This window comes from Streptomyces sp. NPDC006365 (assembly GCF_042870755.1).
GTDB classification, from domain to species: domain Bacteria; phylum Actinomycetota; class Actinomycetes; order Streptomycetales; family Streptomycetaceae; genus Streptomyces; species Streptomyces xiangluensis.
The window spans coordinates 167,524-192,828 of record NZ_JBIAHS010000013.1 but is presented as its reverse complement, the minus strand read 5'-3'; the positions used below and the strand labels follow the sequence as shown (position 1 = coordinate 192,828).

Genomic DNA, 25,305 nt, shown 5'->3' with positions numbered 1-25,305 from the left:
GCCCCGGAGCCCCCCGCCGCGCTCACTGGTGCTTGTAGTGCTGGATGGAGTCGTCCTTGGCCGCCTCGTCGGCGTAACCCTGGATTTTCTTGATCGCCTCGGCCGGGGTGAGCCGCCCGGCCATCATCTCGCCGAGGCCACCAACGCCGATCTTCTCCTTCTGCAACGCCACGTACCAGTCCTGGAGGCGCGGGTTGACCACGTTCTCGCCGGCCTTCTCCAGGGCCGCGACACCGGACTTCAGACCCGGGGTCAGCTCGATACCGTCGGTGCCGCCGTTGAACGCGGACAGCGACTTGACGGACGTGGTGAAGTTCTTCGACGACTCCTCGCTGAGCATGATGCGCAGTTGCTCCATGCCGCCGTCGGGGTTCTTGGACTTGGCGGGGACGATGAAGGGCTCGCCGCCCGACGCCCAGATGGTGCCGAAGGGCATCTTGTCCGAGCTGTCGATGCCGGTGGGCGCGGACACCGCGAGGTCGAAGTCCTTCGGCATGGTCTTCGCCGCCTCGTTCTCCACCCACGAGCCGTTCGGGATGAAGAGCGCCTTGCCCTCGGTCCAGGCCGTCTGCGACTGGATGTGGTCCAGGCCGGGCGTGCCCTCGAGGATGTAGCCCTTCTTGTAGAGCTCGTAGTAGGCCTCGAAGCAGGTCTTGACCGCGGGGTGCTTCCAGGCGTTCGGCTCAAGGTTGTCGATGGCGTCGAGAGTCTCCCGGCCGCCGACCTTGGCGATCATCGGGTAGAGCGAGAAGGGGATGTAGTACGGGTGCTTGCCCGCGTACGTCCAGCCCGCCATGCCCTTCTTCTTGGCCTTCGCGCAGACCGCGAGCATGTCGTCCCAGGTCTCCGGGTACGTGGCGTCCAGCGAGTCCAGGGCCTTCTGGGAGTACCACACGCCGTACACGGTGTACGCGTAGTACATGATCCAGACCGGGTCGCCGTCGAACTGGCCCATCTCGACGATGCCGGGCCGCAGCGTGTCGCGGACCTTCTTGTTCGGGTCGTCTACGGACGGCGCGTCCAGCAGCGGAGTGAGGTCGGCGAGCTGCTTCTTGCCGACGAGGACGCCCATGTCCATCTGCTCGGCACCGGAGTTGTCGATCAGGTCCGGCGGGGTGCCCTGGTTGAAGCGCGGCTGGAGGACCGACTGGATCTTCTGCGTCGAGGAGAACTTGACCTTCGCGTCGGGGAACTTCTGCTCGTAGACCGCCTTCGCGTCCTCGGCGTACTTCGTACCGAAACCGCCGTCGAAGATGACGATCTCCAGCGGAGCGCTCTCGTTGACGGCGAGCGGGTTCTCCGCGGTCTTCTTGCCCTTGTCGACCTTCTCCTCGCCGCCGCTGTCACCACCGCTGGCGCACGCGGACAGGAAGCTCATCGTGGGCACGGCGATCAGGCCGAGTGCGGCGGACCGCTTGATCAGATCACGCCGGCCCAAACCTTCATGGCCGCTGTGGGCGGAAGTGGATCCCATGCTCAAGTCCTCGCCTTCTCCAGGACTCAGGCGGTGAACCGGATCCTCCCCGGCACCGCGATGATGTGCTGCTTTTTCCCGGCGACGCATGGCCGAAAGCGACTGCGTCACGGGCCGGACTCCCGGCCCTGAGGCCGGGTAGGACGACGTACTCGGTGCACCCCTGAGAGGGGTTTCGGTGGAACTCGGGTCGTGCGGTTGCCCCGCGGATGGAGGAGCGACCATGCGGACGCTGACAGGTATAGTCCACTTCACGATGCGGGGGCAAGATCGAATGCAGGTTCGGTCGGCAGTCTTTCCCGAGTTGAGATCTCGCGGATATATGACACACCCTTGGATTCCCCGTGGACCCTTTGAACCTCTCCTGACCTCGGCCAATTGAGTGATGCCGGCAACCTGCGGCTCCTGGCATCGCATACGCCTCTTCAACACTCTTGACACCACTGACCACTTGACGCCCTACTGGACCCCGCACAGCGGATTGACAACGTTGTCCACTTCGCGAGGGATTCTGGTAGATGCAGCGCAGATCTCGGCACAGATGGGGTTCCACGGCATTTCTCGGAGCGACGGCATTAGCCCTGGTGGTGGCCTCGCAGGGCGCCGCCGTCGCCCGGCCGGGCCAAGCGGCGGCGGCCGACCGGGAGTTCGCTTCCTCATTCGAGGCGGACGATCCGGCCCCGGACTGGCTCAATACGGTTGATACGGCACCTGACGGTACGAAACGCTCCTCGGGCGTGGACGGCGGCTACAGCACCGGCATCCCCGGCAATGTCACCGACCACGTCACCGACGTCCGGGCGAGCGGCGAGAACACGGGCGGCGGCGAGGTCAAGGAGAACCTCGTCGACGTCGAGTCGAGCACCAAGTGGCTGACTTTCGCCCCCACCGGCTGGGTGGAGTTCGATCTGGACGCCCCGGCCAAGCTCGTCACCTACGCGCTGACCTCGGCCAACGACCACGACGAGCGCGACCCCGAGGACTGGACGCTGCAGGGCTCCACGGACGGCAAGGACTGGAAGACCCTCGACAGTCGCACGGGCGAATCCTTCGGCGAGCGCTTCGAGACGAAGTCGTACGACCTCGCCGAACCGGCCGAGTACCAGCACTTCCGGCTCGACATCAGCAAGAACAACGGCGCCTCCGACGCCCTGCAGCTCGCCGATGTGCAGTTCTCGACCGGCGGCGGCGAGGAGCCCGCACCCAGGGACATGCTCTCGCTCGTGGACAACGGGCCGAACGCCTCCCCGACCGCCAAGGCACGCGCGGGCTTCACCGGCAAGCGGGCGCTGCGCTATGCGGGCAGGCACCAGGCGGACGGCCGCGCCTACTCGTACAACAAGGTCTTCGACGTCAACGTCGCGGTCGGGCGGAACACGGAGCTGGCGTACCGGGTCTTCCCGTCGATGGCGGACGGCGACCGCGACTACGACGCCACGAACGTGTCCGTGGACCTGGCCTTCACGGACGGCACCCATCTGAGTGACCTGCGCGCCACCGACCAGCACGGGTTCGCGCTGACGCCGCAGGGGCAGGGCGCCGCCAAGGTCCTGTACGTCAACCAGTGGAACAACGTCGTCTCGCGGATCGGCTCCGTCGCGGCCGGCCGGACGGTCGACAGGATCCTGGTCGCGTACGACTCCCCGAAGGGGCCCGCGAAGTTCCGCGGCTGGCTGGACGACATCGCGCTGCGCGTCAAGCAGCCCGAGAAGCCGAAGGCGCATCTGTCGGACTACGCCTCGACCACCCGCGGCACCAACTCCAGCAACGGCTTCTCGCGCGGCAACAACTTCCCCGCGACGGCCGTGCCACACGGCTTCAACTTCTGGACGCCGGTCACCGACGCGGGATCGCTCCGCTGGCTGTACGACTACGCACGGGCGAACAACGCGGACAATCTGCCCACCATCCAGGCGTTCAGCGCGAGTCACGAACCCAGCCCCTGGATGGGCGACCGGCAGACCTTCCAGGTGATGCCCTCGGCCGCCTCGGGCACGCCGGACACCGGCCGCACGGCCCGCGCGCTCGCCTTCAAGCACGAGAACGAGACGGCGCGCCCGTACTACTACGGGGTCCGCTTCGAGAACGGCCTCACGGCGGAGATGGCGCCGACGGACCACGCGGCGGCCCTCCGCTTCACCTATCCCGGTGACGACGCGAGCGTCCTCTTCGACAACGTCACCGACCAGGCCGGACTGACGCTCGACAAGGAGAACGGGGTCGTCACGGGCTACTCGGACGTGAAGTCCGACCTGTCGACGGGCGCGACCCGGCTGTTCGTGTACGGGGTCTTCGACGCGCCGGTGACCGACGGGAGCTCCTCCGGCGTCAAGGGCCACCTGCGCTTCGACGCGGGCGCCGACCGCACCGTCACCCTGCGCCTGGCGACCTCCCTCATCAGCGTCGACCAGGCCAAGGACAACCTCCGCCAGGAGATCCCGGACGGCACGTCCTTCGACACCGTCAAGTCGCGCGCCCAGAAGCAGTGGGACCGGATCCTCGGCAAGGTCGAGGTCGAGGGCGCCACACCGGACCAGCTCACGACGCTGTACTCCAGCCTCTACCGGCTGTACCTGTACCCCAACTCCGGCTTCGAGAAGGTCGGTTCGAAGTACCAGTACGCCTCGCCGTTCTCCCCGATGCCCGGCCCCGACACACCCACGCACACCGGGGCGAAGATCGTCGACGGCAAGGTGTACGTCAACAACGGCTTCTGGGACACGTACCGGACGACCTGGCCGGCGTACTCGCTGCTCACACCGGGCCAGGCGGGCGAGATGGTCGACGGTTTCGTGCAGCAGTACAAGGACGGCGGCTGGACGTCGCGCTGGTCCTCACCGGGGTACGCGGACCTGATGACCGGCACCTCGTCGGACGTGGCGTTCGCGGACGCCTACGTGAAGGGTGTCGGCTTCGACGCGAAGTCGGCGTACGACGCGGCCGTGAAGAACGCGACCGTCGTCCCGCCGTCGTCCGGAGTCGGCCGCAAGGGCATGACGACCTCCCCCTTCCTCGGCTACACGAGCACCGACACCAAAGAGGGCCTGTCGTGGGCGCTGGAGGGCTACCTCAACGACTACGGCATCGCGAAGATGGGCCAGGCCCTCTACAAGAAGACGGGCGAGAAGCGCTACAAGGAGGAGTCCGAGTACTTCCTCGACCGGGCTCAGGACTACGTCAGCCTCTTCGACTCGAAGGCCGGCTTCTTCCAGGGCCGCGACGAGAAGGGCGACTGGCGGGTCGAGTCGTCCGAGTACGACCCCCGCGTGTGGGGCTACGACTACACCGAGACGAACGGCTGGGGGTACGCCTTCACCGCGCCCCAGGACTCACGCGGCCTCGCGAACCTGTACGGCGGACGGTCGGAGCTCGCGGAGAAGCTCGACGAGTACTTCGCCACCCCAGAGACCGCCACGCCCGAGTTCAAGGGCTCGTACAGCGGCGTCATCCATGAGATGACCGAGGCGCGGGACGTACGGATGGGCATGTACGGGCACTCCAACCAGGTGGCCCACCACGTCAACTACATGTACGACGCGGCCGGTCAGCCCTGGAAGACGCAGAAGAACGTGCGCGAGGTGCTGTCCCGCCTCTACACCGGCAGCGAGATCGGCCAGGGTTACCACGGCGACGAGGACAACGGCGAGCAGTCGGCCTGGTACCTCTTCTCGGCGCTCGGCTTCTATCCGCTGGTGATGGGCAGCGGTGAGTACGCCATCGGCTCACCGCTGTTCACCAAGGCGACCGTGCATCTGGAGAACGGCAAGAAACTGGTGGTCAAGGCCCCGAAGAACAGCGCGAAGAACGTGTACGTACAGGGGCTGAAGGTCAACGGCCGTACGTGGACGTCGACTTCGCTGCCACACTCGCTGATCTCCCGCGGCGGCGTTCTGGAGTTCGACATGGGGCCGAAGCCGTCGTCGTGGGGCACGGGGAAGAACGCGGCGCCGCCGTCGATCACCCAGGACGACAAGGTGCCGTCGCCGCGGGCCGATGTCATCGAGGGGGAAGGGCCGTTGTTCGACAACACCTCGTCGACGGGTGGGGCTGCGGCCTCCGTCGATCTGCCAATCCCCAAGGTAGCTGAGGCAGTTCAGTACACGCTGACCTCCTCCGACCGCGCGAAGGCACCCAAGGGCTGGGTCCTTCAGGGCTCCCCCGACGGCAGCACGTGGAAGGACCTCGACAAACGCTCCGGCGAATCCTTCACCTGGGACAAGCAGACACGCGCGTTCTCGATCGCCAAGCCGGGGACGTATGACCGCTACCGGCTGGTCCTCGACGGCGAGGCGACGCTGGCGGAGGTGGAGCTGTTGGCCTGAGGTACGCCGGTCCAATCCCCCACGGGAAAGGCGGGCGCGGAGGAACTCTCCGCGCCCGCCGCGCGTCAACGGCGTGCCGTGGCAGTCTCACTTCGGGTGACGCTACCGTCGTACACAAGACCATGACGCGCACCGGCGTCCACACTCTCGTCCATGGGAGCAGTGATGACCACACCCCAGCGGGGACGGGCCACAGAGGACAACTGGATGTTCCCGCCGACCCTCGGTTGGACCTTCGACCAGGTCAAGCACTTGGAGCTGCCCTTCGACTGGGAACTTGTGGACGGAGTGATCGTGGCCCGTGGGCAGACCAACGTCTGGCACAACGAGGTACGGGACGGCATCGGCGACGCCCTCAAAGCGGCACGCGTATCGCCGTATCGGGTCCTGACCGAGGAGTGCGTGATGGTGGACGACCAGAACGTCTCCAAGCCCGACGTGATTGTCTACGATCCCCGGGAACTGAACCTCTTCGAGGCTGACTGCATCCCCGTGGCAAAGCTCGCCCTTGCCATCGAGGTGGTCTCCCCCGGTTCCCGCCAGGACGATCGGGTGCGCAAGCCCGCGCTCTTCGCCACAGCCAAGGTTCCTTGCTACTGGCGCGTGGAACTCGACCGGGATCAGCAGCTCACCGTGCACGAGTACTGGCTCAACGCGGACACGCGCTCGTACTTCCCTGCTCCCCTGCACCCAGTGCACCACGACAAGCTCGTCACCGAGATGCCGTTCCCGGTCGAGATCGATCTCGACGCACTCGTCGCGTTCTGACAAGCCGCTCCCGTCAGCCGACCCGACACGCGAGAGCGGTCGCCGGATCACCCCCGGAGCCCTCGACCACGTACCCGAACGTCGCGCTTTCTCCCGGATCCAGCGAGCCGTTCCAGTTGGCGTTGTGGACCATCACGTTCTGACCGGAATAGGTCGCGTTGCCGCTCCACAGGCTCTCGACCTTCTGACCACTGGGCAGCGTCCAGTCGACCATCCAGCCCAGCATCGGGACGTCGCCGGTGTTGGTGACGGTCACCTCGGACTGGTAGCCGCCGTTCCAGGTGCCCGTCGTACGGCGGGTCGCCGAGCACTGGCCCGGAACGGGCTCGTTCGGGTTGCCCGGCTCCTTGATGCCGGTCACCTCGCCGTTTCCGCCGTCGAAGACGACGTCGGAGCAGGAGTAGAAGGTCTCCTGGCTGTCGGAGCGCTGCCACACCATGTAAATGAGGTGGCGTCCTGACTTGCCGTCAGGGAGCTTGCCGGACCAGGAGTAGTTGGCTTCTACCGTGCCCGGGCTGCCGTTGAGCGGCGGGTGGTCGACGGTCAGGAACGGCTGCTCCTCCATGTCGTCCCAAGTGAGTGTCTTCTTGGGGTCGAAGCCGTCCTTGGTGATGTAGACGTAGAACCAACCGGGGTGCGCGGCCCATGCGTTGTACGAGAAGTCGACGGTCGCGCCCGAGGTCAGATGGGTCAACGGCCAGTTGTCGCTGGGGGTGTTGAAGCCGGTGAAGTTGGTGTTTCCGCCGCTGCACAGTTCGCCGTCGGGCACGAAGCCGCGGGTGCGGCCCGCACCGTCCGAGCGGAGTACGGAGAACCAGTTGTAGAACGGCGTCGTGCCGCTGACCTGCTGCGCCGCCTTGCAGGCCGGGTTGACGGGCTTGATCTCGCCGGTGTCGGTCAGGCCGTCCTGCCAGCACAGGAAGGTGCGACTGCCGGGCTTCATGGGGGTGCCGTGAGCCTCCGCCTCACCGCCGGACGCGACCACGAGGCCGAGCGCGGGGACGGTGACGACGAGGGCGAGCAGCACAAGGAGCCATGCTCTGAGGCGAGTTGGTGCCGGTAATGGAAGTAATCGAGGACTACTCATGACGTACGTCCCTTCGCGCTGCGGATGTGGGGTCGCTGCGGTTCTGTGAGGACGTGCGGGTGAGGTGGGAGCGCCCCGGTGGCTCGGGCAGGTTCCGGTCCGCCCCTCCATGGGAGCGCTCCCACCTCACTCGGGGTGAAAATAGCGCCGAGTGGCCGACTTGTAAACGCCTGGCGCACGAGGGCCGCACCTCGGTGGGTGCGGCCCTCGGGGTACTGGTGCCGTCAGTGGTGGTGCGGGGGAGGTCAGGAGGTGCCGGCGCGGTCCGGACGTACGGAGAAGGCCGTGTCGCCCGCCACGGCCACGATCGCGTCCTTCACGAGCAGCACGCTCGGGATCCTGTCCTGCGCCGACGTCCCCGGGTCGTCCAACTTGTCCGTGGTCCACCGTACGGCGCCGGTTTCCCGGTCGAGGGCGAGGAGACGGCCGTAGCGGTTGACGAAGTAGAGGCGGTCGTACGTCGTCGACAGCACCGGCACCGACAGGTTCTCGATCTGCGTCCCCCGCTGCCACAGCCGGGCGCCGTCGGTCACCCTGTTCGCGGTGACGGTTCCGTCGGGCCGGACGAAGTACACCACGCCGTCGATGAGGGTGGCCGTGCCGCGCGGGGTACCCGCCAGCGGGGTCCGGACGGCGGCACCGCTGGTCGGGTTCACCCGCACCAGGGTCTTGTACGCCTCGTCCCGCCCGTCGTTGGACTCCCACTCCGCCTGCTGCGGCAGCGCGAACAGCGGCTGCCCGTCGACGGCGCCGAGCGGCACCGCGCCCAGGGGCAGGGCGTCGAGTTCTTGGGGCGTGCCGTCGGCCGGGTCGAGGCGCAGCAGGCCGGTCTGGCCCTGGGTGGGGTCGTCCGCGTCGGCGCACACGCCGTAGGGGACGCCGCCCAGGACCAGCGCGTCGCAGGCGGTGCCGGCCGACGATGTCGCCGGTGTCCGCCACAAGTCCTTGCCCGTCCGGGCATTGACGGCGACGAACTCCGCTGCCCCCTCCGGCATCGCCAGGACGCCGCCGTCGAACAGGGCGACGGTGCGGCCCGCGTCGACCGCTCGTGTCCAGAGCCGTTTCCCGGTGTCGGCGTCGAGTGCGAACAGCCGCCAGGTCGACTGCACCTCCGTCACGTCCGGCATGTCGGCCCCGTACACGATCCCGTCCCGGACGCCGAGGGGCCGGTCCGTGGACTGGGGGCTGCTGCCGAAGCGCCACGCGACGCGGCCCGAGGCGGCGTCGATCCGGGCGACCGTGAAGCCGGTCCCCGCGCAGTACACCGAGGATCCCCCGGCCACACAACCGGAATCCACACTGTCCACGTTGACGATCACGGACTCGTCCTTCACGGCCCGGACGAGGCTCGCCTGCCAGGGCTGCCAACCGGTGGGAAGCGCCGGGCCGGGGGACGCGGACCTACGCGCACCGGGCGTGCCCTCGGTGGTCTTCACGTTCGACACCAGGTGGTACACCGACACGCCGACCACCGTCACGGCGAGGGCCACGGCCAGGACGACGAGTCGACGCGCCCGGCTGCCACGGGGGGCGGGACCTGCCACGGCCGTCGTGGCACCGTGCCGCCGCGCGGCCCGCCGGCCTCCCGGCACAGTCGGCGGACCCGCCGCTACCGAGGTGGCGGCCGCGGTGTCCGAGAGAGTCATGAACAACTGGTGCAGATCGGCCAGTTGGGGCCGCGCGGCCGGGTCCTTGTCCAGACAACGCTCGACGATGCCCAGCAGCGGCTCGTGCACACCGTCCAGGGCGGGTTGCTCGTGTACGACCTGATAACCCGTCATGTACGGGCTGGCACCGTCGAAAGGACGGTTGCCCGTGGCCGCGTACACCAGCAGTGAACCCAGCGAGAACACGTCCGAGGCCGCGGTGACGTCCCGGGGCGAGGCGAACTGCTCCGGAGACATGAAGGGCGGGGTGCCGATCAGTCGTCCGGTCACGGTGAGGGCCTGGTTGTCGGCGGCGCGCGAGATGCCGAAGTCGATGACGCGCGGGCCGTCCTCGGCCATCAGGACGTTGCTCGGTTTCAGGTCCCGGTGCACCACGCCCGCCCGGTGGATGTCCCGCAGCGCCTCGACAAGGCCCAGCGCCAGCGTGCGCAACTCGCCACCGGCCAGGGCGCCTTCCTTGGCAACGAGGTCCTCCAGCGTGCGGCCCGGCACGTACAGCGTGGCCATCCACGGGAGTTCGGCCTCGGGATCGGCATCCACCACCGGGGCGGTGAACGCCCCGCTCACCCGGCGGGCCGCCGCGACCTCTTGGCGAAAGCGGGTCCGGAACTCCTCGTCCTGCGCGTACTGCGCGTGGACGACCTTGACCGCGACATGGCGCCCGGAGGCGGCGCGGGCCAGGTAGACGACGCCCATGCCGCCGCTGCCGAGCCGGTCGAGCAGCGTATAACCGCCTATGGACCCGATGGGCTCCGATTCCCCGGTGCCCAGCGGCGTATGCCGGTCGCCCATCGCAAATCCCCTGTGTCGCACAGTTGTTCAGCCGCATCAGACTAGTGCCTGTGCCACGGGCGTGTCGCGGAGGCCGGTCGCCTGGACCGACGCCGGCCTGCTCCAGGCCGCCTGCACTCCCGTCGGATCGTCCGCCGCCGGGAGGTCGACGTGAACTCCGTGCACCCGGGGACGCTGTGTACCTCGATACGGCCGCCGTGCGCGGGCGTGATCGCAGCCCCGATGGCCAGCCCCGGCCCTCCGGCTCGCGCGTCCGTGCGGGAGCGGGACGTGTCGGCGCGGGTGAAGCGTTCGAAGACTCCGGGCAGGAGGGCGGGCGGGATGCCCGGGCCGTCGTCGCACGCCCTCGCGGGGGGCGCGCGGCCCGTCCTCCGGGCGCACGACGGGAGTGCGACGGGAGTGCGACGGGAGTGCGACGACAAGACCTGACGAAGACCTACGAAAGCGCCAATTCCCCTGGCCGAAGGGGGCATTGGCACTCCCCGGCCACAGGATTCCCTTGAGCCGCTTTGTGTGCGGCGCTCACTCTGATCACTGGCTTCCGCTCACCAGGCCGGAAGCGTCGTCAGCGTTCAGGGGAGGACGCCACCCATGCGAAGACTCCACGCCCTCTGGGCTGTGGCAGGAGCGGCAGGACTACTGACGGGCGCGATCACGCCCGCGGCGGCCGGTTCCGGATTACCGGTCACCGCACCGGACGCCACGCCCGTGCAGAGCGGCGCCAAGACCGGTGCCACGAACACGCAGACCGTCACCCTCATCACCGGCGACACCGTGTCGCTCAGCGCCGGCCCCGACGGCAAGTACGCCGTCGACGTCCAGCGCGGCAAGGGCCGTGAGTCCGCCACCTTCGTGTCGAGCGAGAAGGACGGCGAGGTCAGTGTTCTGCCGGCGGACGCGATCCCGCTGCTGAAGGCGGGCCGCCTCGACCCGGCCCTGTTCAACGTCACCCAGTTGGTGAAGCAGGGATACGCGGACTCGAAGACCGGCGCCACCCCGGTGATCGCGACGTACGAGAAGGGCAGCGCGACCCCCGACGGCGCGCGCCGGATGCTCGAGCTGCCCACGATCGACGGCGCCGCGCTGAGCGCGAGGAAGTCGACCGTCTTCTGGGCGGACATCGCCCCCGCGCTCGGCACCGAACCCACGGCGAAGGCCGCGCGGCAGCTCGGCGAGGGTATCGACAAAATCTGGCTCGACGGCAAGGTCAAGGCGTCCCTCGACGTCAGCGTGGCGCAGATCGGCGCACCCGAGGTGTGGCAGGCGGGCTACGACGGCAAGGGCGTCAAGGTCGCCGTCCTGGACACCGGCGTGGACACCGGCCATCCGGATCTGGCGGGGAAGCTCACTGAGACGCGGAGCTTCGTGCCGACCGAGACGGTGCAGGACGGCCACGGCCACGGCACCCATGTGGCGTCCACGATCGTCGGCTCGGGCGCGGCCTCGGACGGCAGGCGCAAGGGTGTGGCGCCGGGCGCGGAGCTGCTGGTCGGCAAGGTACTGGCCAACGACGGTCGCGGTCAGGACTCCTGGATCATCGCGGGCATGGAGTGGGCGGCGAAATCCGGCGCGAAGATCGTCTCCATGTCCCTGGGAGGCACCGCCTCGGGCCCCTCGGACGTGCTGAGCGAGACCGTCGATCAGCTGTCCGCGTCCACGGGCACCCTCTTCGTGATCGCGGCGGGCAACTCGGGACCGGGAGAGCAGACCGTCGGCACCCCGGGCATCGCCGACTCGGCGCTGACGGTGGGCGCGGTCGACAAGTCCGACAAGCTGGCCTCGTTCTCCAGCCGTGGCCCGCGCCTCGGCGACTCCGCGGTCAAGCCGGAGATCACCGCGCCGGGCGTGGCCATCACGGCGGCGCGCGCCTCCGGCACCTCGATGGGCACACCGGTCGACGACAACTACACGGCGGCGAACGGCACCTCTATGGCGACCCCGCATGTCGCGGGCGCGGCGGCGCTGGTCGCGCAGGCCCATCCGGACTGGACGAGCCAGCAGATCAAGCAGGCCCTGGCCACCACCGCGAAGCCGAACGCCGTCAACTCCGTGTTCGAGCAGGGCGACGGCCGGGTCGACGCCGTACGGGCAGTCCGGCAGGGTGTCTTCGCCACCTCGACGCTGAGCTTCGGCAAGTACGAGGACGGCGACACCGAGGCCGACAGCAAGGACATCACGTACACCAACACCACTGACAAAGAAGTGGAGTTGAAGGTCTCGTCGAGCCTCGCCGAGGTCGCGCTGGGCGCCGGCACGGTGACCCTCCCGGCGAAGGGCACCGCCACCGTCGCCGTCAAGGTCGACCCGGCCGAGGCGGCGGAGGGCCGGTACACGGGCCACATCACCGCGAGCGCCGACGGCGTCCAGGTCACCACCGCCATCGGCTTCGAGAGGCTGCCGAAGACCTACGACCTGAAGGTGTCGCTGGTGAACCGCGCCGGCAACCCGTCCACCGCCGCGTCGATCTTCATGCTGCAGGAGCTGAACGGCGCGTACCCGGACACGTACGGGTTCCTCGGCACGGGCTGGACCTTCAAGGTGCCGGCCGGTACATACTCGATGGCGACCTGGATCCCGGATGTGGACGCGGCCGGGCTGGCCGTCGGCACGTCGGTCGTCGGCGATCCGCAGATCAAGGTCGACGGGAACACGGAGGTCGTCCTCGACGCCCGCAAGGCGGTCGAGATCAAGCTGAAGACCAAGGAGAACTCCGAGTTCCAGGGCTTCAGCACCAACTGGCACCGGGAGGGGCCGGGCACCGCCTGGGGTCTGACCTACAGCCAGGGCTTCTGGACCGACCACGTCTATGTCGCTCCGACCGAGAAGGTCACGGAGGGCATGTTCGAGTTCTCCGCCAAGTTCCGGCTGTACGAGAAGGAGCTGACGGCGAAGGTCACCAGCCCCGAGCAGTACGCGCTGCCCCTCGACTACACGCAGACGTACACCGGCTTCCCGACGAAGATCAGCGGTAAGCACACGGTGCGGGCGGTGGACGCGGGCAGCGGCAGCGCGGCCGACTTCGAGGGTCTCGACGTCAAGGGCAAGGTGGCGGTGGTCCGGGTGGCCGCCGGGAAGACAGCGGACGAGGCTCTGGCCAACGCGACTGCGGCCGGGGCCGGTTACGTCATCGCCTACCACGACGCGCCCGGGTACTGGATCGCCTCCGTGAACAGCACGACCATCCCGCTGATGATCGCCACCGGCGAGAACGGCGCGAAGCTCGGTGCCCTGCTGAAGAGCGGGAAGAAGGTCAAGCTGAAGCTGGACAGCACCCCGGCCAGCCCGTATGTGTACAGCGTGATGTTCCCGCAGACGGGCGGCGTCTCGGCCGACCAGACGTACGACCTCAACAGCTCCAACACGGTGAAGCAGAGGGTTCGCTACCACGGGGCCGAGGAAGGTCGGATCGGCAAGGACGCCGTGTACCGGTACCGTCCCTGGCAGACTGCCGACATCGCGACCACCAACAATGTGCAGCTCGGCACGGAGCGCACGGAGTACTACAACGTCTCCGACACGCGGATCTGGCACGCCGTCTACCCCGACACGAAGGCGAACAAGCCTCAGTGGGATTCCCTGCAGACCTTCGACAAGGCGGGCAAGCTGCCCACCGAGGACTGGCTGCGCCAGGTCGTCCGCCCGGCGGCCAGTGAGCAGTACGGCCTCTCCCAGCGCACGGGCGACAAACTCACTTTCGCCATCCCGGAGTTGAGCGAGGCCACGCCGGGTCACTACGGGTCCGTGGACAACGTCCAGGACACCGCGAAGGGCACGCTGTACGCGGACGGACAGCAGGTCGGCGACACCGCACTCGGCGGACTCGGCACCTTCGACGTCCCGGCGGCGAAGGCCTCGTACCGCCTCGTGCTCGACGCTCGGCGCACAGCCGACTGGGCCGCGTACTCCACCAGCACCCGCACCGAATGGTCCTTCGCCTCGGCGCACACGGACCAGCAGACGGCGCTGCCGCTGCTCTCGGTCGACTATGACGTGGACGGGCTCGACCTCCTCAACCGTGCCAAAGCGAGGCACACGTCGAAGCTCGGACTCTCCGTCCGGAATCAGTCGGGCGGCGTCACGGCCGGTGACCTGAAGGCATGGGTCTCGTACGACGACGGCACGTCCTGGAAGGCGGTGAAGGTGAAGCACGGCAAGGCGGAACTCAAGCACCCGAAGGGCACCGAGTTCGTGTCGCTGCGCGTGCGGGCCGCCGACCGGAACGGCAACGCGGTCGACCAGACCGTGGTGCGGGCGTTCGGCCTGAAGTAGACGGTCTGAAGTAGACGGCATCCCAGGCCGGTACTAACAGCCTTAACAAACATTGCCTACCGTGCCGAGCCATGGCGAACACGGCATACGACACGGCAGACCAGACCCCTGCCGCGAGCCCCTGGGCCGCGGTGGGGGTCTCCGCCTTCGACGAGCTGGTATACCGGGCGATCCTCCACCAGCCCGATGCCGGCGCGGCCGGCTGGGCGCTCCTGACCGGCGCCTCCCCGGCCCGGGTGCGCGAATCCTGCAACCAGCTGCTCGCGGTCGGGCTGCTCCAGCCGCCGGATTCCATGGGGGGATTACGCGCGATCGACCCGAGAGTGGCGGTCCGCGGGCTGATCAGACGGCGCGAGACGGTGTCCGAACTGCTCGCCGCCACCGCCGAGGAGATGGCTACCGCGTACGAGGCCGGGCTGCTGCGTGAGGAGCCGTCCCGGCTGATCGAGGTCGCTTCCGGCGAGGGTGCCATCGCCGCTCGCCTGGAGGAGATGTACGCGCGCGCCGAGCACGAGGTGTGCCTCTTCGACACGCCTCCGTATCTCGCACCGCCCGCGGCGCAGGTGGATCTCCAGGCCGATCTGCTCAGCCGCGGGATCGTCTCTCGCGGGATCTACGCGGCGACCGGCCTTGAAGATCCGAACGTCCTCTCCCGCACCTGGAGGATGGTCGAACTCGGTGAGCAGGCCCGGGTGTTGCCCACCGTGCCGGTCAAACTGCTGGTGGTCGACGGCCGCAGGGCGATGCTCCCGCTGACCTCCTCCGTGGCGGGCGGCTACTGCGCCGTCGTGGTGTGGCACTCGGCGGTGACCGAAGCCCTGCAGAAGCTTTTCGAGATGGCCTGGCAGCAGGCGACACCGCTCGGCCAACCGGTCGGCGACGGTGAACTCCCCGAGGGCGAACGGGCGTTGATCAGGTTGCTGGCGGCCGGGTTGAAGGACGAGGCGGTGGCCCGCCATCTGGGGGTGAGCCTGCGGACCCTGCGGCGGCGGGTGAGTGAGCTGCAGGAGCGGCTGGGGGCGACGAGCCGGTTCCAGTTGGGGGTGCGGGCCTCGCAACGCGGCTGGCTCTGATCGCGAAGGGCCGCACCCCGTACCGGAGTGCGGCCCTCAACTGCCGTACGGGACTGCCTACTTGCGGATCAGCGAGCGCAGCACGTACTGAGACATGCTCCCGTTACACGGTAGTTCTGCAGGATTTCAAGCATGATGGCGTTCTGGCAATGATCCTCACATCAGATCGCCGCAATGACCATGGATTCCGGGCGTAGAGAGCGCATCTGGCCGAGTTTTCCTACCGCTAACGCAGCACCTCGACACGCTCGGCACGGCGAGTCAACGTGCTCCGTTGGCGGTTGCCCCGTGTACCGCTACCGGGCTGTCCGCGAAGTGCTCGGCGGGTCTCCGATCGGTGAGGTCGCGGCCCGGTACGGCACCTCGCGCCAGACCCTGCGCAGCTGGCGGCGGCGGTTCGAGCAGGAGGGCATGCCCGGTCTCCTGGATCGCTCCCGCCGGCCGCGGAACAGTCCCACGCGCCTGTCCGCCGAGGTTGAGGCCGAGACCTGCGAGCTGCGCCGCCGGCATCCCCGGTGGGGTGCCCGCCGGATCTCCCACGAGCTGTCCGGCCGCGGGCTGCAGGCGGCGCCGTCGCGGGCCACGGTCCACCGGGGGCTGTCCCGCAATGGCCTGGTCCGCGTCCAGGAACAGCAGCATCCGCGCAAGTACCGCCGGTAGCAGCGTGAGGCGCCGATGCACCTGTGGCAGATGGACCTGGTCGGAAGGAGGCAACTGCCTGGTTCATCAGCTGCAGCAGGCGACACAGCCGAGAACAGCAGCGATGTACCGCGGTCAGTTCGACGCTCGGCACGCACGACCGTGAGCGTGGAGCACGCCGACAATCAGAGCGCCTCGCGAACACGATGGCCGCGCCACCCGGCCTCTCCGGTCGTACTCGAGGACCTCCGGAAGGCGGGAGCCGCCAAGGCCGAGGGCGCGCCTTCTCTGTCACAGGCGCAAGTCGACCGGATCGTCGCCATCCTGCGCCGGGCAGGCTCTCAGGCCAGTGCACGTCGTGGACGCGGAGCGCCACACCGGACGGCTGGAGGCCGTGGGAGCGGTACTCGGCACCGGCGGCACGGGGTGCGGTTACGCTCCTCTCGCGTTCGCGCTCGCCCAGCGCCGCAGCGCGAGCCCGCTGGTCTGGTCCTCCCTGATCGCGACCGAGACGGTCTACTGGACCGGGATGGCACCGGCGATGCTGGTGATCGCCCTCGGCTTCGGGACCGGCGTCATCGCCCGGACCAGGCCGCAGTCTATGGAGTGGACCACGACAACCGGAGATCGCCTCGGCGCTGCTCACCTCCGCCCAGCACCTCGGCGTCGCCCCCGGCCTCGCGATCCTGGCGAGCGTCGCCGCTGCAGTCAACGCCGCGCCGCGACGGCTGGCGCGAGGACTTCGTCGAGTTCGTCCTGGGCGACACCAGTGGTCTGGCTCCGGATCAGCTCGCAGACAAGTGGCAGCAGGAGGCAGTGGCTGCCGGCAACGCTGCGTCGGCTACACCGGCAGCGCCAACCTCCGGGTCCACTACATCAACTCCGGCCGTGTCGAAGCCGACCACGCCGCCCTGTCCCCACGCCGTGTGACCCGGCTGCTGACCACCCGCCCCGACCGTCTCGACGACGATCAGTACGCCATGCTCGGCCAACTCACCGGCGTCTGCCCGGAGATGACGGCCCTGCCGCCCAGGTCCGCATCTTCGCCGGCCTGCTCACCCCGGCCACCGGCAACAACCTGCTCTTGACCGACTGGATCACCGACACCCGCGCGGCCGATCTGCCCTTTCTGCACTCCTTCACCAACGGCCTGGAACGCGACCGGGCCGCCGTCAACGCAGCCCTCACCCTGCCCCATCACAACGGCCGGACCGAAGGCGTCAACAACAAGATCAAACTCCTCAAGAGGCAGACCTACGGCCGCGCCGGACACGCTCTCCTCCGCCAGCGGATCCTGCTCAACTGACCGCAAGACCAAGACGATCAACACCTACGAGAATCTTGCAAGACCCATCTTTAGGACAGTCCCGGCCCCTGTGCCTTCAGTCCATGCGGATGATTCCCCTGCCCAGTGCGGCGGTGACGGCGGCGGTCCGGTCGCGGACGTCGAGCTTGGCGTAGATGTGCAGCAGATGGGTCTTGACGGTGGCCTCCGACAGGCGCAGGGCGCGGGCGATCTGTTTGTTGCTCTGCCCCCGGGCCACGGCGGACAGGACTTCGAGCTCCCTGCCGGACAAGCCGGCGCCCCGGTCGCCGCGCATATGGGCGAGGACCTTGGCGGCCACGGTGGGCGACAGTGCCGCGCCTCCCCGAGCCGCGGTCCGAACGGCCTCGCAGAGCTCGTGTCGTCCGGTGTCCTTGAGCAGGTAGCCGACTGCGCCGGCGTCGACGGCGGCAGTGATGTCGGCGTCCGTGTCGTAGGTGGTCAGGACGAGTACCCGCACCTCGGGGTGGGCGGCACGGATGGCGGCGGTCGCGGTCGTGCCGTCCATGCCGGGCATCTGCAGGTCCATCAGCACGACGTCGGGTGCGAGTGAGGCGGTCTGGCGCAGTGCCTCGGCGCCTGTGGCGGCTTCGCCGACGACCGTGAGATCGGGCTGGGTGGAGAGCATGGCGGCAAGCCCGTCACGGACCACGGGGTGGTCGTCGGCGAGGAGGACTCGGATCGTGGGACCGGCCGACGTTCTCATGACGCCGGGGCCATCCGCTCGGTGCCCGACACGGCTGAGGGGGCGGAGGCGGAAGGCTCGACCGGGAGTGGCACCGTGACGGCGACGGTCGTACCCTCGCCCGGGGAGCTTTCGACCGCGAACGTGCCGTGCAAAACGGCAATGCGCTCCCGCATGGTGATCAGGCCAACGCCCGTATGCCGGGCAACGGGTGAGAACCCGGTGCCGTCGTCCTGGATATCGATCGCCAGGACGTCGCCGAGGTACGACAGCGTGACCGAGACACTCATCGCGCGGGAGTGCCGCCGGGCGTTGGTCAGTGCCTCCTGCACGACCCGCAGCAACTCGCCCTCGGTGCTGGGAGGCAGGGCGGCCGGGCGGCCGGTCACAACCGTGTAGGCCTCGGTGCCGGTCTCCTCCGCGAGCCGGGCGGTGAGTTCACGGACCGCCTCTGCCAGGTGCGTGCGGTCCAGTGACGCCGGGCGAAGAGCGTGCACGAGGCGGCGGCTCTCTGCGAGGTTGTCCCGGGCCGTGCGCATGGCATGCTCGACGCGGCGGGCCGCAGGGGAGTCGGGTGGCAGGTCGTCGCGTGCGGCGTCCAGCAGCATGGCGATGGAGGCGAACCCCTGGGTGAGCGTGTCGTGGACCTCGCGGGCCAGGCGCTGGCGTTCGGCCAGGGTGCCCGCCTGGCGTTCCGCTGCCGCGCGTTCGGCCTGGGTGGCGGTGAGCTCGTCGAGGAGCCGCTGCCGCTTGTGACTCTCGTGGTCGAGGGTCGCGACGTAGCAGGTGATCGTGACCGCCACGGCGGTACCAAGTACGCATCCCGTGAGCGCCCGCACGTCGACGGAGCCGTCCGTGGTCAGGCTCTGCCACGACCAGGCGGCGCCCAGCACCAGCACCCCGCCGGCCGACCACCAGGCCCACCGCAGCAAGTACGGGCTCAGCACCGCCATGGCGACCGGGAGGAACGCGGGGTCCACCACGGCCATGACCGCCCACCCGGACAAGGCCCCGACGAGGTAGGGCAGCGGCGGGCGGTCGGCGCCACCGCGCAGCGCGATCCAGTACGCGTACCAAAGGGCGAGCCCCACTGCCGGGCCGATCCGCGACAGCGCGGCGCCGGTCGTCATGTTCGCCCCGGCCAGCGCACCCGGCACGGACAGGGCGAGCACGGTGACGAAGAAGGCGTGCTGCCCCATGGTCTTCCACCGCTGCCGGTCCCACGCCTGTTGCAGTGCCATGGCCTACAGAGTAGGTGCAGCCGCGTAGCGGCAGAATCAGCCGACCAGCGGGGCGGGTTCACCGATCGGTGGACGAAGGACGCGTCGATCGGTCGATGTGCGGGAGGGGCGCGGGCGGCGACGATCGGCCCCGCAGCCGACGGCCGGCTGTTCCACCGCCCCTTGTGAGGAACTACCCGTGACCCTGGCCTTCATTCCCAGCCCGTCCGTCGGCGAGGTCCAGCTGGGGCCGCTGCCGCTGCGCGGTTACTCACTGATGCTGATCCTCGGCATCGCCGCCGCCGTGTGGCTGGGTGGCCGTCGATGGGCCGCACGCGGCGGAGAGAAGGCCGTCGTGACGGACGTCGCTCTGTGGGCGGTCCCCTTCGGCGTGGTCGGCGCCCGCCTCTACCACGTGATCACCTCCAGCGAGCTGTACTTCGGCAAGGGTGGTGATCCGGCGAAGGCCCTGTTCATCTGGGACGGCGGTATCGGTATCTGGGGCGCCATCGCCGGCGGTGCCGTCGGAGCCTGGATCGGCTGCCGCCGGAGCGGCGTTCCGCTGTCTGCGTACGCCGACGCCGTCGCTCCCGGCATCGCACTGGGGCAGGCCATCGGCCGCTGGGGCAACTGGTTCAACCAGGAGCTCTACGGGCGGGCCACCGCCCTCCCCTGGGCCCTGGAGATCGACCCCGCGCACCGCCCTGAGGACACCCCGAACCTGGCCACTTATCACCCGGCGTTCCTGTACGAGTCGTTGTGGTGTCTCGGCGTGGTCGCCCTGGTCCTGTGGGCGGATCGCCGTTTCCGTCTCGACCGGGGGCGGGCGTTCGCGCTGTACGCCGCCGCGTACAGCGCAGGTCGCTTCTGGATCGAGTACCTGCGGGTGGACGAGGCCCACCACATCCTCGGCCTGCGCCTGAACGACTGGACCGCGCTGCTGGTTATCGCCGTTGCGGTCCACTACCTCGTGGCTACGACACGGCGCGCAGCCGGCAGGCGTGACGGCGTCGACGTCGGCCGTCTCTTTCAACAAGTGAATGCAACCAGTAGCCCCAAGAACTGACCAATGTCCCTCGCATCCGTTTGGAGTTGCCATGTCCCGTGTCTCTGAGTCGCTCCCCTCACGTCGGGGTCCGATCACGGTGGCGGGAGGTGTATTCGTCGCCTTCCTCCTGTCCTCTCTGGTGAACGCGTTGATCGCCGTACTGGCGCACGCGCTCGGTGCACCGGAGGACTTCGGCCCGTTGGAGCCCTCGTCGTACGTCTTTCTGACCGCGCTGGGAGTGCTGGGAGGATCCGTCGGGTGGACCCTCGTCCGCAGGTTCTCCCCCGATCCCGAACGGCTGCTCCGCCGAATCGTCCCGTCGGTCGTCGTGTTGTCCTTCGTGCCGGACTTTTTCCTGTTCGGCGAGGGCGAGGTGACCGGTGTGGTGGCGCTGTTCCTGATGCACGTCGCGGTCGCGGTGATCGCAGTGCCGACGTACTACAGGGTCATGCCACTGAGCTCGGTTCGGTGACCAGGCGCCAGTCGGCACCTGGGCCCCGCTGGTCGCGCTCACGCGCTCCGTGAACTCGGGAACCCGTACGTCCCTAACCTCCGACCGGCGCCTTGTTGCGAGGTGCCTCTGCCGCCTGCCGGTGCGCTCATCGCTGAAACGACTGGACCCGTACCGGCCGCTGACACTCGTCTCCGGCCCCTCGGCCACCAGCGACATCGAACTGGACCGGGGGGGAAGGCGTGCACGGGCCGCGTGTCCTGGACATCGTCGTGGTCGAGGACGCGTAGCGGCCCGCCGGCGGACAGTTCGAAGCCGAGAGGGCGACAGGAGGAGTCCACCGTCCTGTGGTCACTGGGCGGCGGCGCTCTTCAGCGCCGCCGCATCTGATGTGACCGCTCAGCTGTGTTCTTGAGTCGCTTGTGCAGCCACCGACCCAGTCAGCCGACTAGCCTGATCGTCCACAGCAGGTTGGTGCTCTGCTGCCACGTCCACTGCTTGGTCACGGACCCTGAGGCGACCATACCGCCGCCGTCGAGGACCAGTCCCGTACTGCGGTTGGCGATGGAGTACTGGCCTTGGCCTCGGTGGACGATCTGCCATTGCTGCGTGTTGCTGCCGTCCCAGGCCTTCTGCCGGGCCGGATCGCCGTTGCGAGTTGCGCCCCAGCCGTCGGCGACCATACCGTTCGTGCGGTTGACGAGCCTGTAGTAGCCGTTCCCGAGTTCGATCGCCTGCCACTGGAGATTGGCGTTGTCCATCGACTCCCACTGCTTCAGGGGCGAGCCGCTCGCGACATTGCCGCCGCTGTCCAGCACCAGGTGGTTCGTGACATTGGTCAGGCTGAAGTATTTGTCGGGCCTGAACGTCACCTTCAGCGAGGCGATGACGTCGTTGTTGCCGGTCACCCGGAGGTCGGGGGTGTTCGAGGTGAACGTCCAGGCGGTGCCGGTGAAGTTGTCGCCGGAGTAGCCCGTCACCTGGTAGCCGTCGGGCACCAGGAGGGAGGAGGTCATGGCAGGTCCCAGGCCTGCGGCGGACAGCTGGGAGGAGGTGTAACCGCCCAGCGGCAGGACGGCCCGGGCACCTTCGTAGTTGACGTTCTGGAATACCATCGCCGCGACCCTCACGGGCATGCCCTGCACCTCGACGCACACCACGGAGTCGATGGCGTTCGGCGCGGTGGCGGGGACGGTGACGTTGATCTGGTCGGTGACCGTGTACGGGAGCGAGACCGAGGGGTTGTTCAGCAGATAGACGCGGCTGATCGTGTTGTCGATCGCCGGGATCCGCAGCTGCCCGTTCGTGGGCCAGGTGAAGACGTGGGCGAAGAGCTTGCCGTTCTTCTTGGTGATCTTCCCCCAGGCGGGTTCGGTGGCGAACGGGCTGCCGCTGGTGCCGTGAATGCTGTCGCTGTACGTCGACATCCATGAGGCCAGGCCGTTCAGTACGGTTTGGGTTCCCGCGGTGACCGAGCCGTCGCCCTTGGGGCCGATGTTCAGCAGGTGGTTGCCGTCTCGGGAGACGACCGTCACGAGCTCTCGAACGATGTCCGTGACTGATCTGTAGGAGTTCTCCTTCGACGCGTTGTAACCCCAGGCGCCGTTCATGGTGGCGCACCGCTCCCACGGCCGGCCCATCGGCCCGCTGGGCATCTCGAACTCCGCGACCGCGTAGTCGCCGAGGCCGTGGTCCCGCTTGACCCGTTCGTTGACGATGAGGTTGGGCTTGCGGGCGATCAGCCAGTCGTAGAGGTCTTCGCCGTCCGATGTCAGCCACCAGTCCTCCAGTGTGGGGCTGGAGGGCTCGCCGAACCAGTCGCCGTCGAACCACAGCAGTGCCGGGTCGTAGCGGTCCAGCAGTTCCTGAAGCTGTGCCTTCATGTCGGCGATGTAGGCGGTGCGGGCGGCCTGCGACGACATCGTGGTGAGACCGCCCTCGTGACGGTCGGTCTGGGACGGGTGGTTCCAGTCGAGGATCGAGTAGTACAGGCAGAACTTGATGCCACGGCTCTCGCATTCCGTCTTGAGGTCCATGAGCAGGTCGGTCTGAATGCCGTTGTAGTCGCGCAGGTTGTACTGCTTGGTACCCGTGGTGTCGGTGAAGCCCGCCACGTCGGAGTTCCACATCGCGTAGCCCTCGTGGTGCTTGGCGGTGATCACGAGGTACTTCATGCCGGCGTTCTTGGCCAGTTCGGCGATGGTGGCGGCGTTGAACTGGTTCGGGTTGAAGTTCTTGGTGACCTGGGTCTGGTAGTCCGCCTTGCTCCACTGCTGGTTGTCGAACGCCCACTCGCCCTGGCCGAGGTACGAGTACGACCCGAAGTGGATGAACATCCCGAACCTGGCCTGGTACCACCAGTCCATCTTCGAGGGGACGGTGTACGCCTCGGCGGTGGAGGGCCACAGGGCCTGGGGCAGCCCGAAGGCCGCCACTCCTCCGGCAAGGGCGGCGGCCTTCATCAGAGAGCGTCTGCTGAGGGAGGCAGAGGACATGGTGCGGCTCCATGGGTCAAGGGGGGATGACAGGGCGTCAGGAGCGGAACGCCGACATGACGGCTGTGCTTCGCGTCGCCCTAAGGAAGACATCGGATGGATTTATAGGAGCCCAAAGGCGGCCGCGTCTATAGCTGAGACGAGATTCAACCAAACCAGCACATTGGACAGGCGATTTCTAGAGGCCCGCCGAGCCTGGAAAGGCCACCCTCCATCCTCAGGAACCTCCACACATCGGATCTCTTGAGTTGCACTCTTCCCGATCCGAGCCAGAGTCCAGGCTGAACGGCTCAGTCGAGCGGCGGACCCCCTGAAGCGCCCTCGGTGTGGACTGTCCAGGGTGGCGTGGCGATGCCCCCCACGAGCTCCTGGGCGTGCGTGACGGGGGTGGCCACGTCGTGGACACCCCCGACGACGAGCGTAGGGGCGGAGATACGCCTCAAGTCCCCGCGTATGTCGAACATGGCCCGGGCGTCGCAGCACGCCGCGTACCCCACCGGGTCGGCGTCGGCCAGGTCGCGGAGCAGCCTGCGGCCGAAGGGGGTGTCGGCGGTGGCCGGGGTGGCGAACCAGCGGGCCGGACTGGTCGCCAGCAAGGGGCCGGTTCCCCCGGACCTCACAAGGGCCGCGCGCTCATGCCAGGGCCCCCGGTGCCGAAGTGCGCGGAGGAGCAGACCATGGCCAACGACGCGACCCGTTCGGGCCGATGGACCGCCAGGTGCGCTCCAATGGCGCCGCCCAGGGAGATGCCCGCGTAGTGGAACCGGTCCCAGCCGTGGTGGTCGGCGACGGCAAGGACCAGCGAGGCGAGGTCGTCCATCCTCGTTCGGCCGGGTCCGGGGTCGCGCAGGAGACTGGTCCTGGAGCCGCCGTGTCCGGGCAGGTCGAAACGCAGTACTCGGAAACCGCGGGTCAGGAAGGGCGGCTGGGGTTCCCAGAGCGCCTTGGAGGTGCCCGGAGACGGGCCCAGGATCAGCCGCGGCGCATCGGGCGGGCCGATGATGTGACGGTGCAGCACGACGGCTCCTGACAGCTCAGCGTTCGAGGACGAGCGCGAGGCCCTGGCCGACGCCGATGCAGAGAGTGGCCACGCCGACGCCGCTGCCTCGACGGGCGAGTTGGTGGGCGACGGTACCGGCGAGGCGGGCGCCGGACGCACCATGGGGGTCCCCCCGCTCGAGCGAAGCCGAGAGTGGGGGAGGGTGGCCGAGGGCGATCGCGTCGCCCTGAGGGTCGAGGATCGTGGGGTCGAACTCGGGCCACTCGGCGAGGCAACCCAGGACCTGGGCGGCGAACGCCTTGTTCAGCTCCAGGACGGACAGGTCGTCGAATCCCTTGCCGGCCTTGGTGAGTGCACGGCTTACCGCCTCGACAGGGGCTAGACCGAAGTAGTGCGGGTCGAGGGCGGAGACTCCGGTGGCGAAGACGCGGGCGAGGGTTCACGGCCGGTGGCCTTCAGGCCTTCCTCGTCCGAGAGGAGAAGGGCGGCCGCGCCATCGTTGAGGGGCGAGGCGTTCCCGGCTGTCACCGTGCCCTGCTCTGGACGGAAGGACGGCCTGAGCTTCGCCATGGCGGCGAGGGAGGTGTCCGGTCGTACGCTTTCATCGGCGGCGAAGGTGATCGGGCCGCCCTCGCGTTGCGGAATCGACACGGGTGCGAGTTCGGCGTCGAAGGGCTGGCCCTCCCCACGGAGCTCATGGTCAGCGAACTGGCGACGAACGCGATCCATGCGAGGTTTCCGACGGCAGTAGCACCGCCCCGCACCCCGCGCCGTACCCGGACCTTCGACGAGGGCGGCCGCGGCCTGCTCCTGGTCGCCCGGCTCGCGCGGAGCTGGGGCACCCGGCACACCCGCGAGGGAAAGGTCATGCGGGCGGAACAGCCGCTGCCGGCGATCGGCAGCGGAAAGCCCCCGGACGCGTGAGCCGCCTGCCGCCCCGCTGCTGGTTGTGACGTGTCAGCGGCTCTTCTGTGATGCGTCATCGGGCGTC

Annotated in this window: 19 protein-coding genes and 2 pseudogenes; 11 read left to right on the top strand and 10 right to left on the bottom strand. The window is 68.5% G+C overall.

All coding sequences use genetic code 11. The annotated features are described in order from the left end of the window. Nucleotides 1-22: 22 nt before the first annotated feature. Nucleotides 23-1,474: an N-acetylglucosamine/diacetylchitobiose ABC transporter substrate-binding protein gene (gene ngcE, locus ACFYO0_RS30845; RefSeq protein ID WP_388682583.1), complete on the bottom strand. Its 1,452-nt coding sequence runs from the start codon at nucleotides 1,472-1,474 to the stop codon at nucleotides 23-25. Between the two features lie 518 nt (nucleotides 1,475-1,992). On the opposite strand from ngcE, the gene ACFYO0_RS30840 reads away from it, so the two are divergent. Continuing rightward, the gene (locus tag ACFYO0_RS30840) at nucleotides 1,993-5,796 is read left to right on the top strand and encodes a GH92 family glycosyl hydrolase (RefSeq protein WP_388682581.1); all 3,804 of its coding nucleotides are present in this window, start codon (nucleotides 1,993-1,995) and stop codon (nucleotides 5,794-5,796) included. Nucleotides 5,797-5,961: 165 nt separating this feature from the next. After that, nucleotides 5,962-6,564 carry a Uma2 family endonuclease gene (locus ACFYO0_RS30835; protein WP_388682579.1) on the top strand — a complete coding sequence of 201 codons (603 nt, stop codon included), beginning with the start codon at nucleotides 5,962-5,964 and terminating at the stop codon, nucleotides 6,562-6,564. 13 nt (nucleotides 6,565-6,577) lie between these two features. On the opposite strand, the gene ACFYO0_RS30830 is transcribed toward ACFYO0_RS30835, so the two are convergent. From ACFYO0_RS30830 to ACFYO0_RS30820, 3 genes are all read right to left on the bottom strand, one after another. Continuing rightward, nucleotides 6,578-7,651 (bottom strand): lytic polysaccharide monooxygenase, encoded by a 1,074-nt coding sequence (locus ACFYO0_RS30830; RefSeq protein ID WP_388682576.1) that lies wholly within the window; start codon nucleotides 7,649-7,651, stop codon nucleotides 6,578-6,580. Nucleotides 7,652-7,896: 245 nt separating this feature from the next. After that, nucleotides 7,897-10,110 carry a PQQ-binding-like beta-propeller repeat protein gene (locus ACFYO0_RS30825; protein WP_388682574.1) on the bottom strand — a complete coding sequence of 738 codons (2,214 nt, stop codon included), beginning with the start codon at nucleotides 10,108-10,110 and terminating at the stop codon, nucleotides 7,897-7,899. A gap of 41 nt (nucleotides 10,111-10,151) precedes the next feature. Beyond that, nucleotides 10,152-10,583 (bottom strand): ATP-binding protein, encoded by a 432-nt coding sequence (locus ACFYO0_RS30820; RefSeq protein ID WP_388682572.1) that lies wholly within the window; start codon nucleotides 10,581-10,583, stop codon nucleotides 10,152-10,154. 118 nt (nucleotides 10,584-10,701) lie between these two features. Here ACFYO0_RS30820 and ACFYO0_RS30815 point away from each other — a divergent pair, with 118 nt between their 5' ends. The 5 genes from ACFYO0_RS30815 (at nucleotide 10,702) to ACFYO0_RS30795 (ending at nucleotide 17,397) form a co-directional block, all read left to right on the top strand. Further along, nucleotides 10,702-14,379, top strand: a complete 3,678-nt coding sequence (locus ACFYO0_RS30815) for a S8 family serine peptidase (RefSeq protein ID WP_388682571.1) — start codon at nucleotides 10,702-10,704, stop codon at nucleotides 14,377-14,379. 71 nt (nucleotides 14,380-14,450) lie between these two features. Next, complete coding sequence (locus tag ACFYO0_RS30810) at nucleotides 14,451-15,452, top strand: response regulator transcription factor (RefSeq protein ID WP_388682568.1); 1,002 nt, start codon at nucleotides 14,451-14,453, stop codon at nucleotides 15,450-15,452. Between the two features lie 288 nt (nucleotides 15,453-15,740). After that, the gene (locus tag ACFYO0_RS30805; RefSeq protein WP_388682566.1) at nucleotides 15,741-16,112 is read left to right on the top strand and encodes a helix-turn-helix domain-containing protein; all 372 of its coding nucleotides are present in this window, start codon (nucleotides 15,741-15,743) and stop codon (nucleotides 16,110-16,112) included. Between the two features lie 779 nt (nucleotides 16,113-16,891). Next, nucleotides 16,892-17,179 (top strand): hypothetical protein, encoded by a 288-nt coding sequence (locus tag ACFYO0_RS30800; protein WP_388682564.1) that lies wholly within the window; start codon nucleotides 16,892-16,894, stop codon nucleotides 17,177-17,179. After that, nucleotides 17,176-17,397, top strand: a complete 222-nt coding sequence (locus tag ACFYO0_RS30795) for a transposase (RefSeq protein ID WP_388682561.1) — start codon at nucleotides 17,176-17,178, stop codon at nucleotides 17,395-17,397. Before ACFYO0_RS30800 ends, ACFYO0_RS30795 begins: the two co-directional genes overlap by 4 nt. 76 nt (nucleotides 17,398-17,473) lie before the next feature. On the opposite strand, the gene ACFYO0_RS30790 is transcribed toward ACFYO0_RS30795, so the two are convergent. After that, complete coding sequence (locus tag ACFYO0_RS30790) at nucleotides 17,474-18,121, bottom strand: response regulator (protein WP_133916588.1); 648 nt, start codon at nucleotides 18,119-18,121, stop codon at nucleotides 17,474-17,476. Further along, nucleotides 18,118-19,341: a sensor histidine kinase gene (locus ACFYO0_RS30785; protein WP_388682558.1), complete on the bottom strand. Its 1,224-nt coding sequence runs from the start codon at nucleotides 19,339-19,341 to the stop codon at nucleotides 18,118-18,120. The genes ACFYO0_RS30790 and ACFYO0_RS30785 overlap by 4 nt, the downstream gene beginning before the upstream one ends. 178 nt (nucleotides 19,342-19,519) lie before the next feature. On the opposite strand from ACFYO0_RS30785, the gene lgt reads away from it, so the two are divergent. From lgt to ACFYO0_RS30770, 3 genes and pseudogenes are all read left to right on the top strand, one after another. Next, nucleotides 19,520-20,386, top strand: coding sequence for a prolipoprotein diacylglyceryl transferase (lgt, locus tag ACFYO0_RS30780; protein ID WP_388682555.1), 867 nt, complete (start codon nucleotides 19,520-19,522; stop codon nucleotides 20,384-20,386). A 31-nt stretch (nucleotides 20,387-20,417) separates the two neighbouring features. Beyond that, nucleotides 20,418-20,840, top strand: coding sequence for a DUF6069 family protein (locus ACFYO0_RS30775; protein ID WP_388682553.1), 423 nt, complete (start codon nucleotides 20,418-20,420; stop codon nucleotides 20,838-20,840). 64 nt (nucleotides 20,841-20,904) lie between these two features. Next, nucleotides 20,905-21,109: pseudogene (locus ACFYO0_RS30770) on the top strand (lactate utilization protein C); the annotation flags it as partial. Nucleotides 21,110-21,259: 150 nt separating this feature from the next. Here the strand turns inward: ACFYO0_RS30770 and ACFYO0_RS30765 are convergent. From ACFYO0_RS30765 to ACFYO0_RS30750, 4 genes and pseudogenes are all read right to left on the bottom strand, one after another. Continuing rightward, nucleotides 21,260-23,314: an alpha-L-fucosidase gene (locus ACFYO0_RS30765; RefSeq protein WP_388682551.1), complete on the bottom strand. Its 2,055-nt coding sequence runs from the start codon at nucleotides 23,312-23,314 to the stop codon at nucleotides 21,260-21,262. Between the two features lie 290 nt (nucleotides 23,315-23,604). After that, nucleotides 23,605-23,910, bottom strand: coding sequence for a hypothetical protein (locus ACFYO0_RS30760; RefSeq protein ID WP_388682549.1), 306 nt, complete (start codon nucleotides 23,908-23,910; stop codon nucleotides 23,605-23,607). Between the two features lie 20 nt (nucleotides 23,911-23,930). Next, a complete protein-coding gene (locus ACFYO0_RS30755) occupies nucleotides 23,931-24,332 on the bottom strand; it encodes an alpha/beta fold hydrolase (protein WP_388682547.1) in 402 nt (133 codons plus the stop codon). 16 nt (nucleotides 24,333-24,348) lie between these two features. Continuing rightward, nucleotides 24,349-24,986 (bottom strand): annotated as a pseudogene (locus ACFYO0_RS30750) (3-oxoadipyl-CoA thiolase); the annotation flags it as partial. A 24-nt stretch (nucleotides 24,987-25,010) separates the two neighbouring features. Here ACFYO0_RS30750 and ACFYO0_RS30745 point away from each other — a divergent pair. Further along, the gene (locus ACFYO0_RS30745; RefSeq protein ID WP_388682545.1) at nucleotides 25,011-25,238 is read left to right on the top strand and encodes an ATP-binding protein; all 228 of its coding nucleotides are present in this window, start codon (nucleotides 25,011-25,013) and stop codon (nucleotides 25,236-25,238) included. Nucleotides 25,239-25,305: the final 67 nt, after the last annotated feature.

Excerpts from the sequence above, each read along its gene's own strand:
- ACFYO0_RS30745 (WP_388682545.1), top strand. The coding sequence starts at position 25,011 with ATGGTCAGCGAACTGGCGACGAACGCGATCCATGCGAGGTTTCCGACG.
- ACFYO0_RS30815 (WP_388682571.1), top strand. The coding sequence starts at position 10,702 with ATGCGAAGACTCCACGCCCTCTGGGCTGTGGCAGGAGCGGCAGGACTA.
- ACFYO0_RS30810 (WP_388682568.1), top strand. The coding sequence starts at position 14,451 with ATGGCGAACACGGCATACGACACGGCAGACCAGACCCCTGCCGCGAGC.
- ngcE (WP_388682583.1), bottom strand. The coding sequence starts at position 1,474 with ATGGGATCCACTTCCGCCCACAGCGGCCATGAAGGTTTGGGCCGGCGT.
- ACFYO0_RS30840 (WP_388682581.1), top strand. The coding sequence starts at position 1,993 with ATGCAGCGCAGATCTCGGCACAGATGGGGTTCCACGGCATTTCTCGGA.
- ACFYO0_RS30830 (WP_388682576.1), bottom strand. The coding sequence starts at position 7,651 with ATGAGTAGTCCTCGATTACTTCCATTACCGGCACCAACTCGCCTCAGA.
- ACFYO0_RS30765 (WP_388682551.1), bottom strand. The coding sequence starts at position 23,314 with ATGTCCTCTGCCTCCCTCAGCAGACGCTCTCTGATGAAGGCCGCCGCC.
- ACFYO0_RS30835 (WP_388682579.1), top strand. The coding sequence starts at position 5,962 with ATGACCACACCCCAGCGGGGACGGGCCACAGAGGACAACTGGATGTTC.
- ACFYO0_RS30825 (WP_388682574.1), bottom strand. The coding sequence starts at position 10,110 with ATGGGCGACCGGCATACGCCGCTGGGCACCGGGGAATCGGAGCCCATC.
- ACFYO0_RS30790 (WP_133916588.1), bottom strand. The coding sequence starts at position 18,121 with ATGAGAACGTCGGCCGGTCCCACGATCCGAGTCCTCCTCGCCGACGAC.
- ACFYO0_RS30820 (WP_388682572.1), bottom strand. The coding sequence starts at position 10,583 with ATGCCCCCTTCGGCCAGGGGAATTGGCGCTTTCGTAGGTCTTCGTCAG.
- ACFYO0_RS30775 (WP_388682553.1), top strand. The coding sequence starts at position 20,418 with ATGTCCCGTGTCTCTGAGTCGCTCCCCTCACGTCGGGGTCCGATCACG.
- ACFYO0_RS30785 (WP_388682558.1), bottom strand. The coding sequence starts at position 19,341 with ATGGCACTGCAACAGGCGTGGGACCGGCAGCGGTGGAAGACCATGGGG.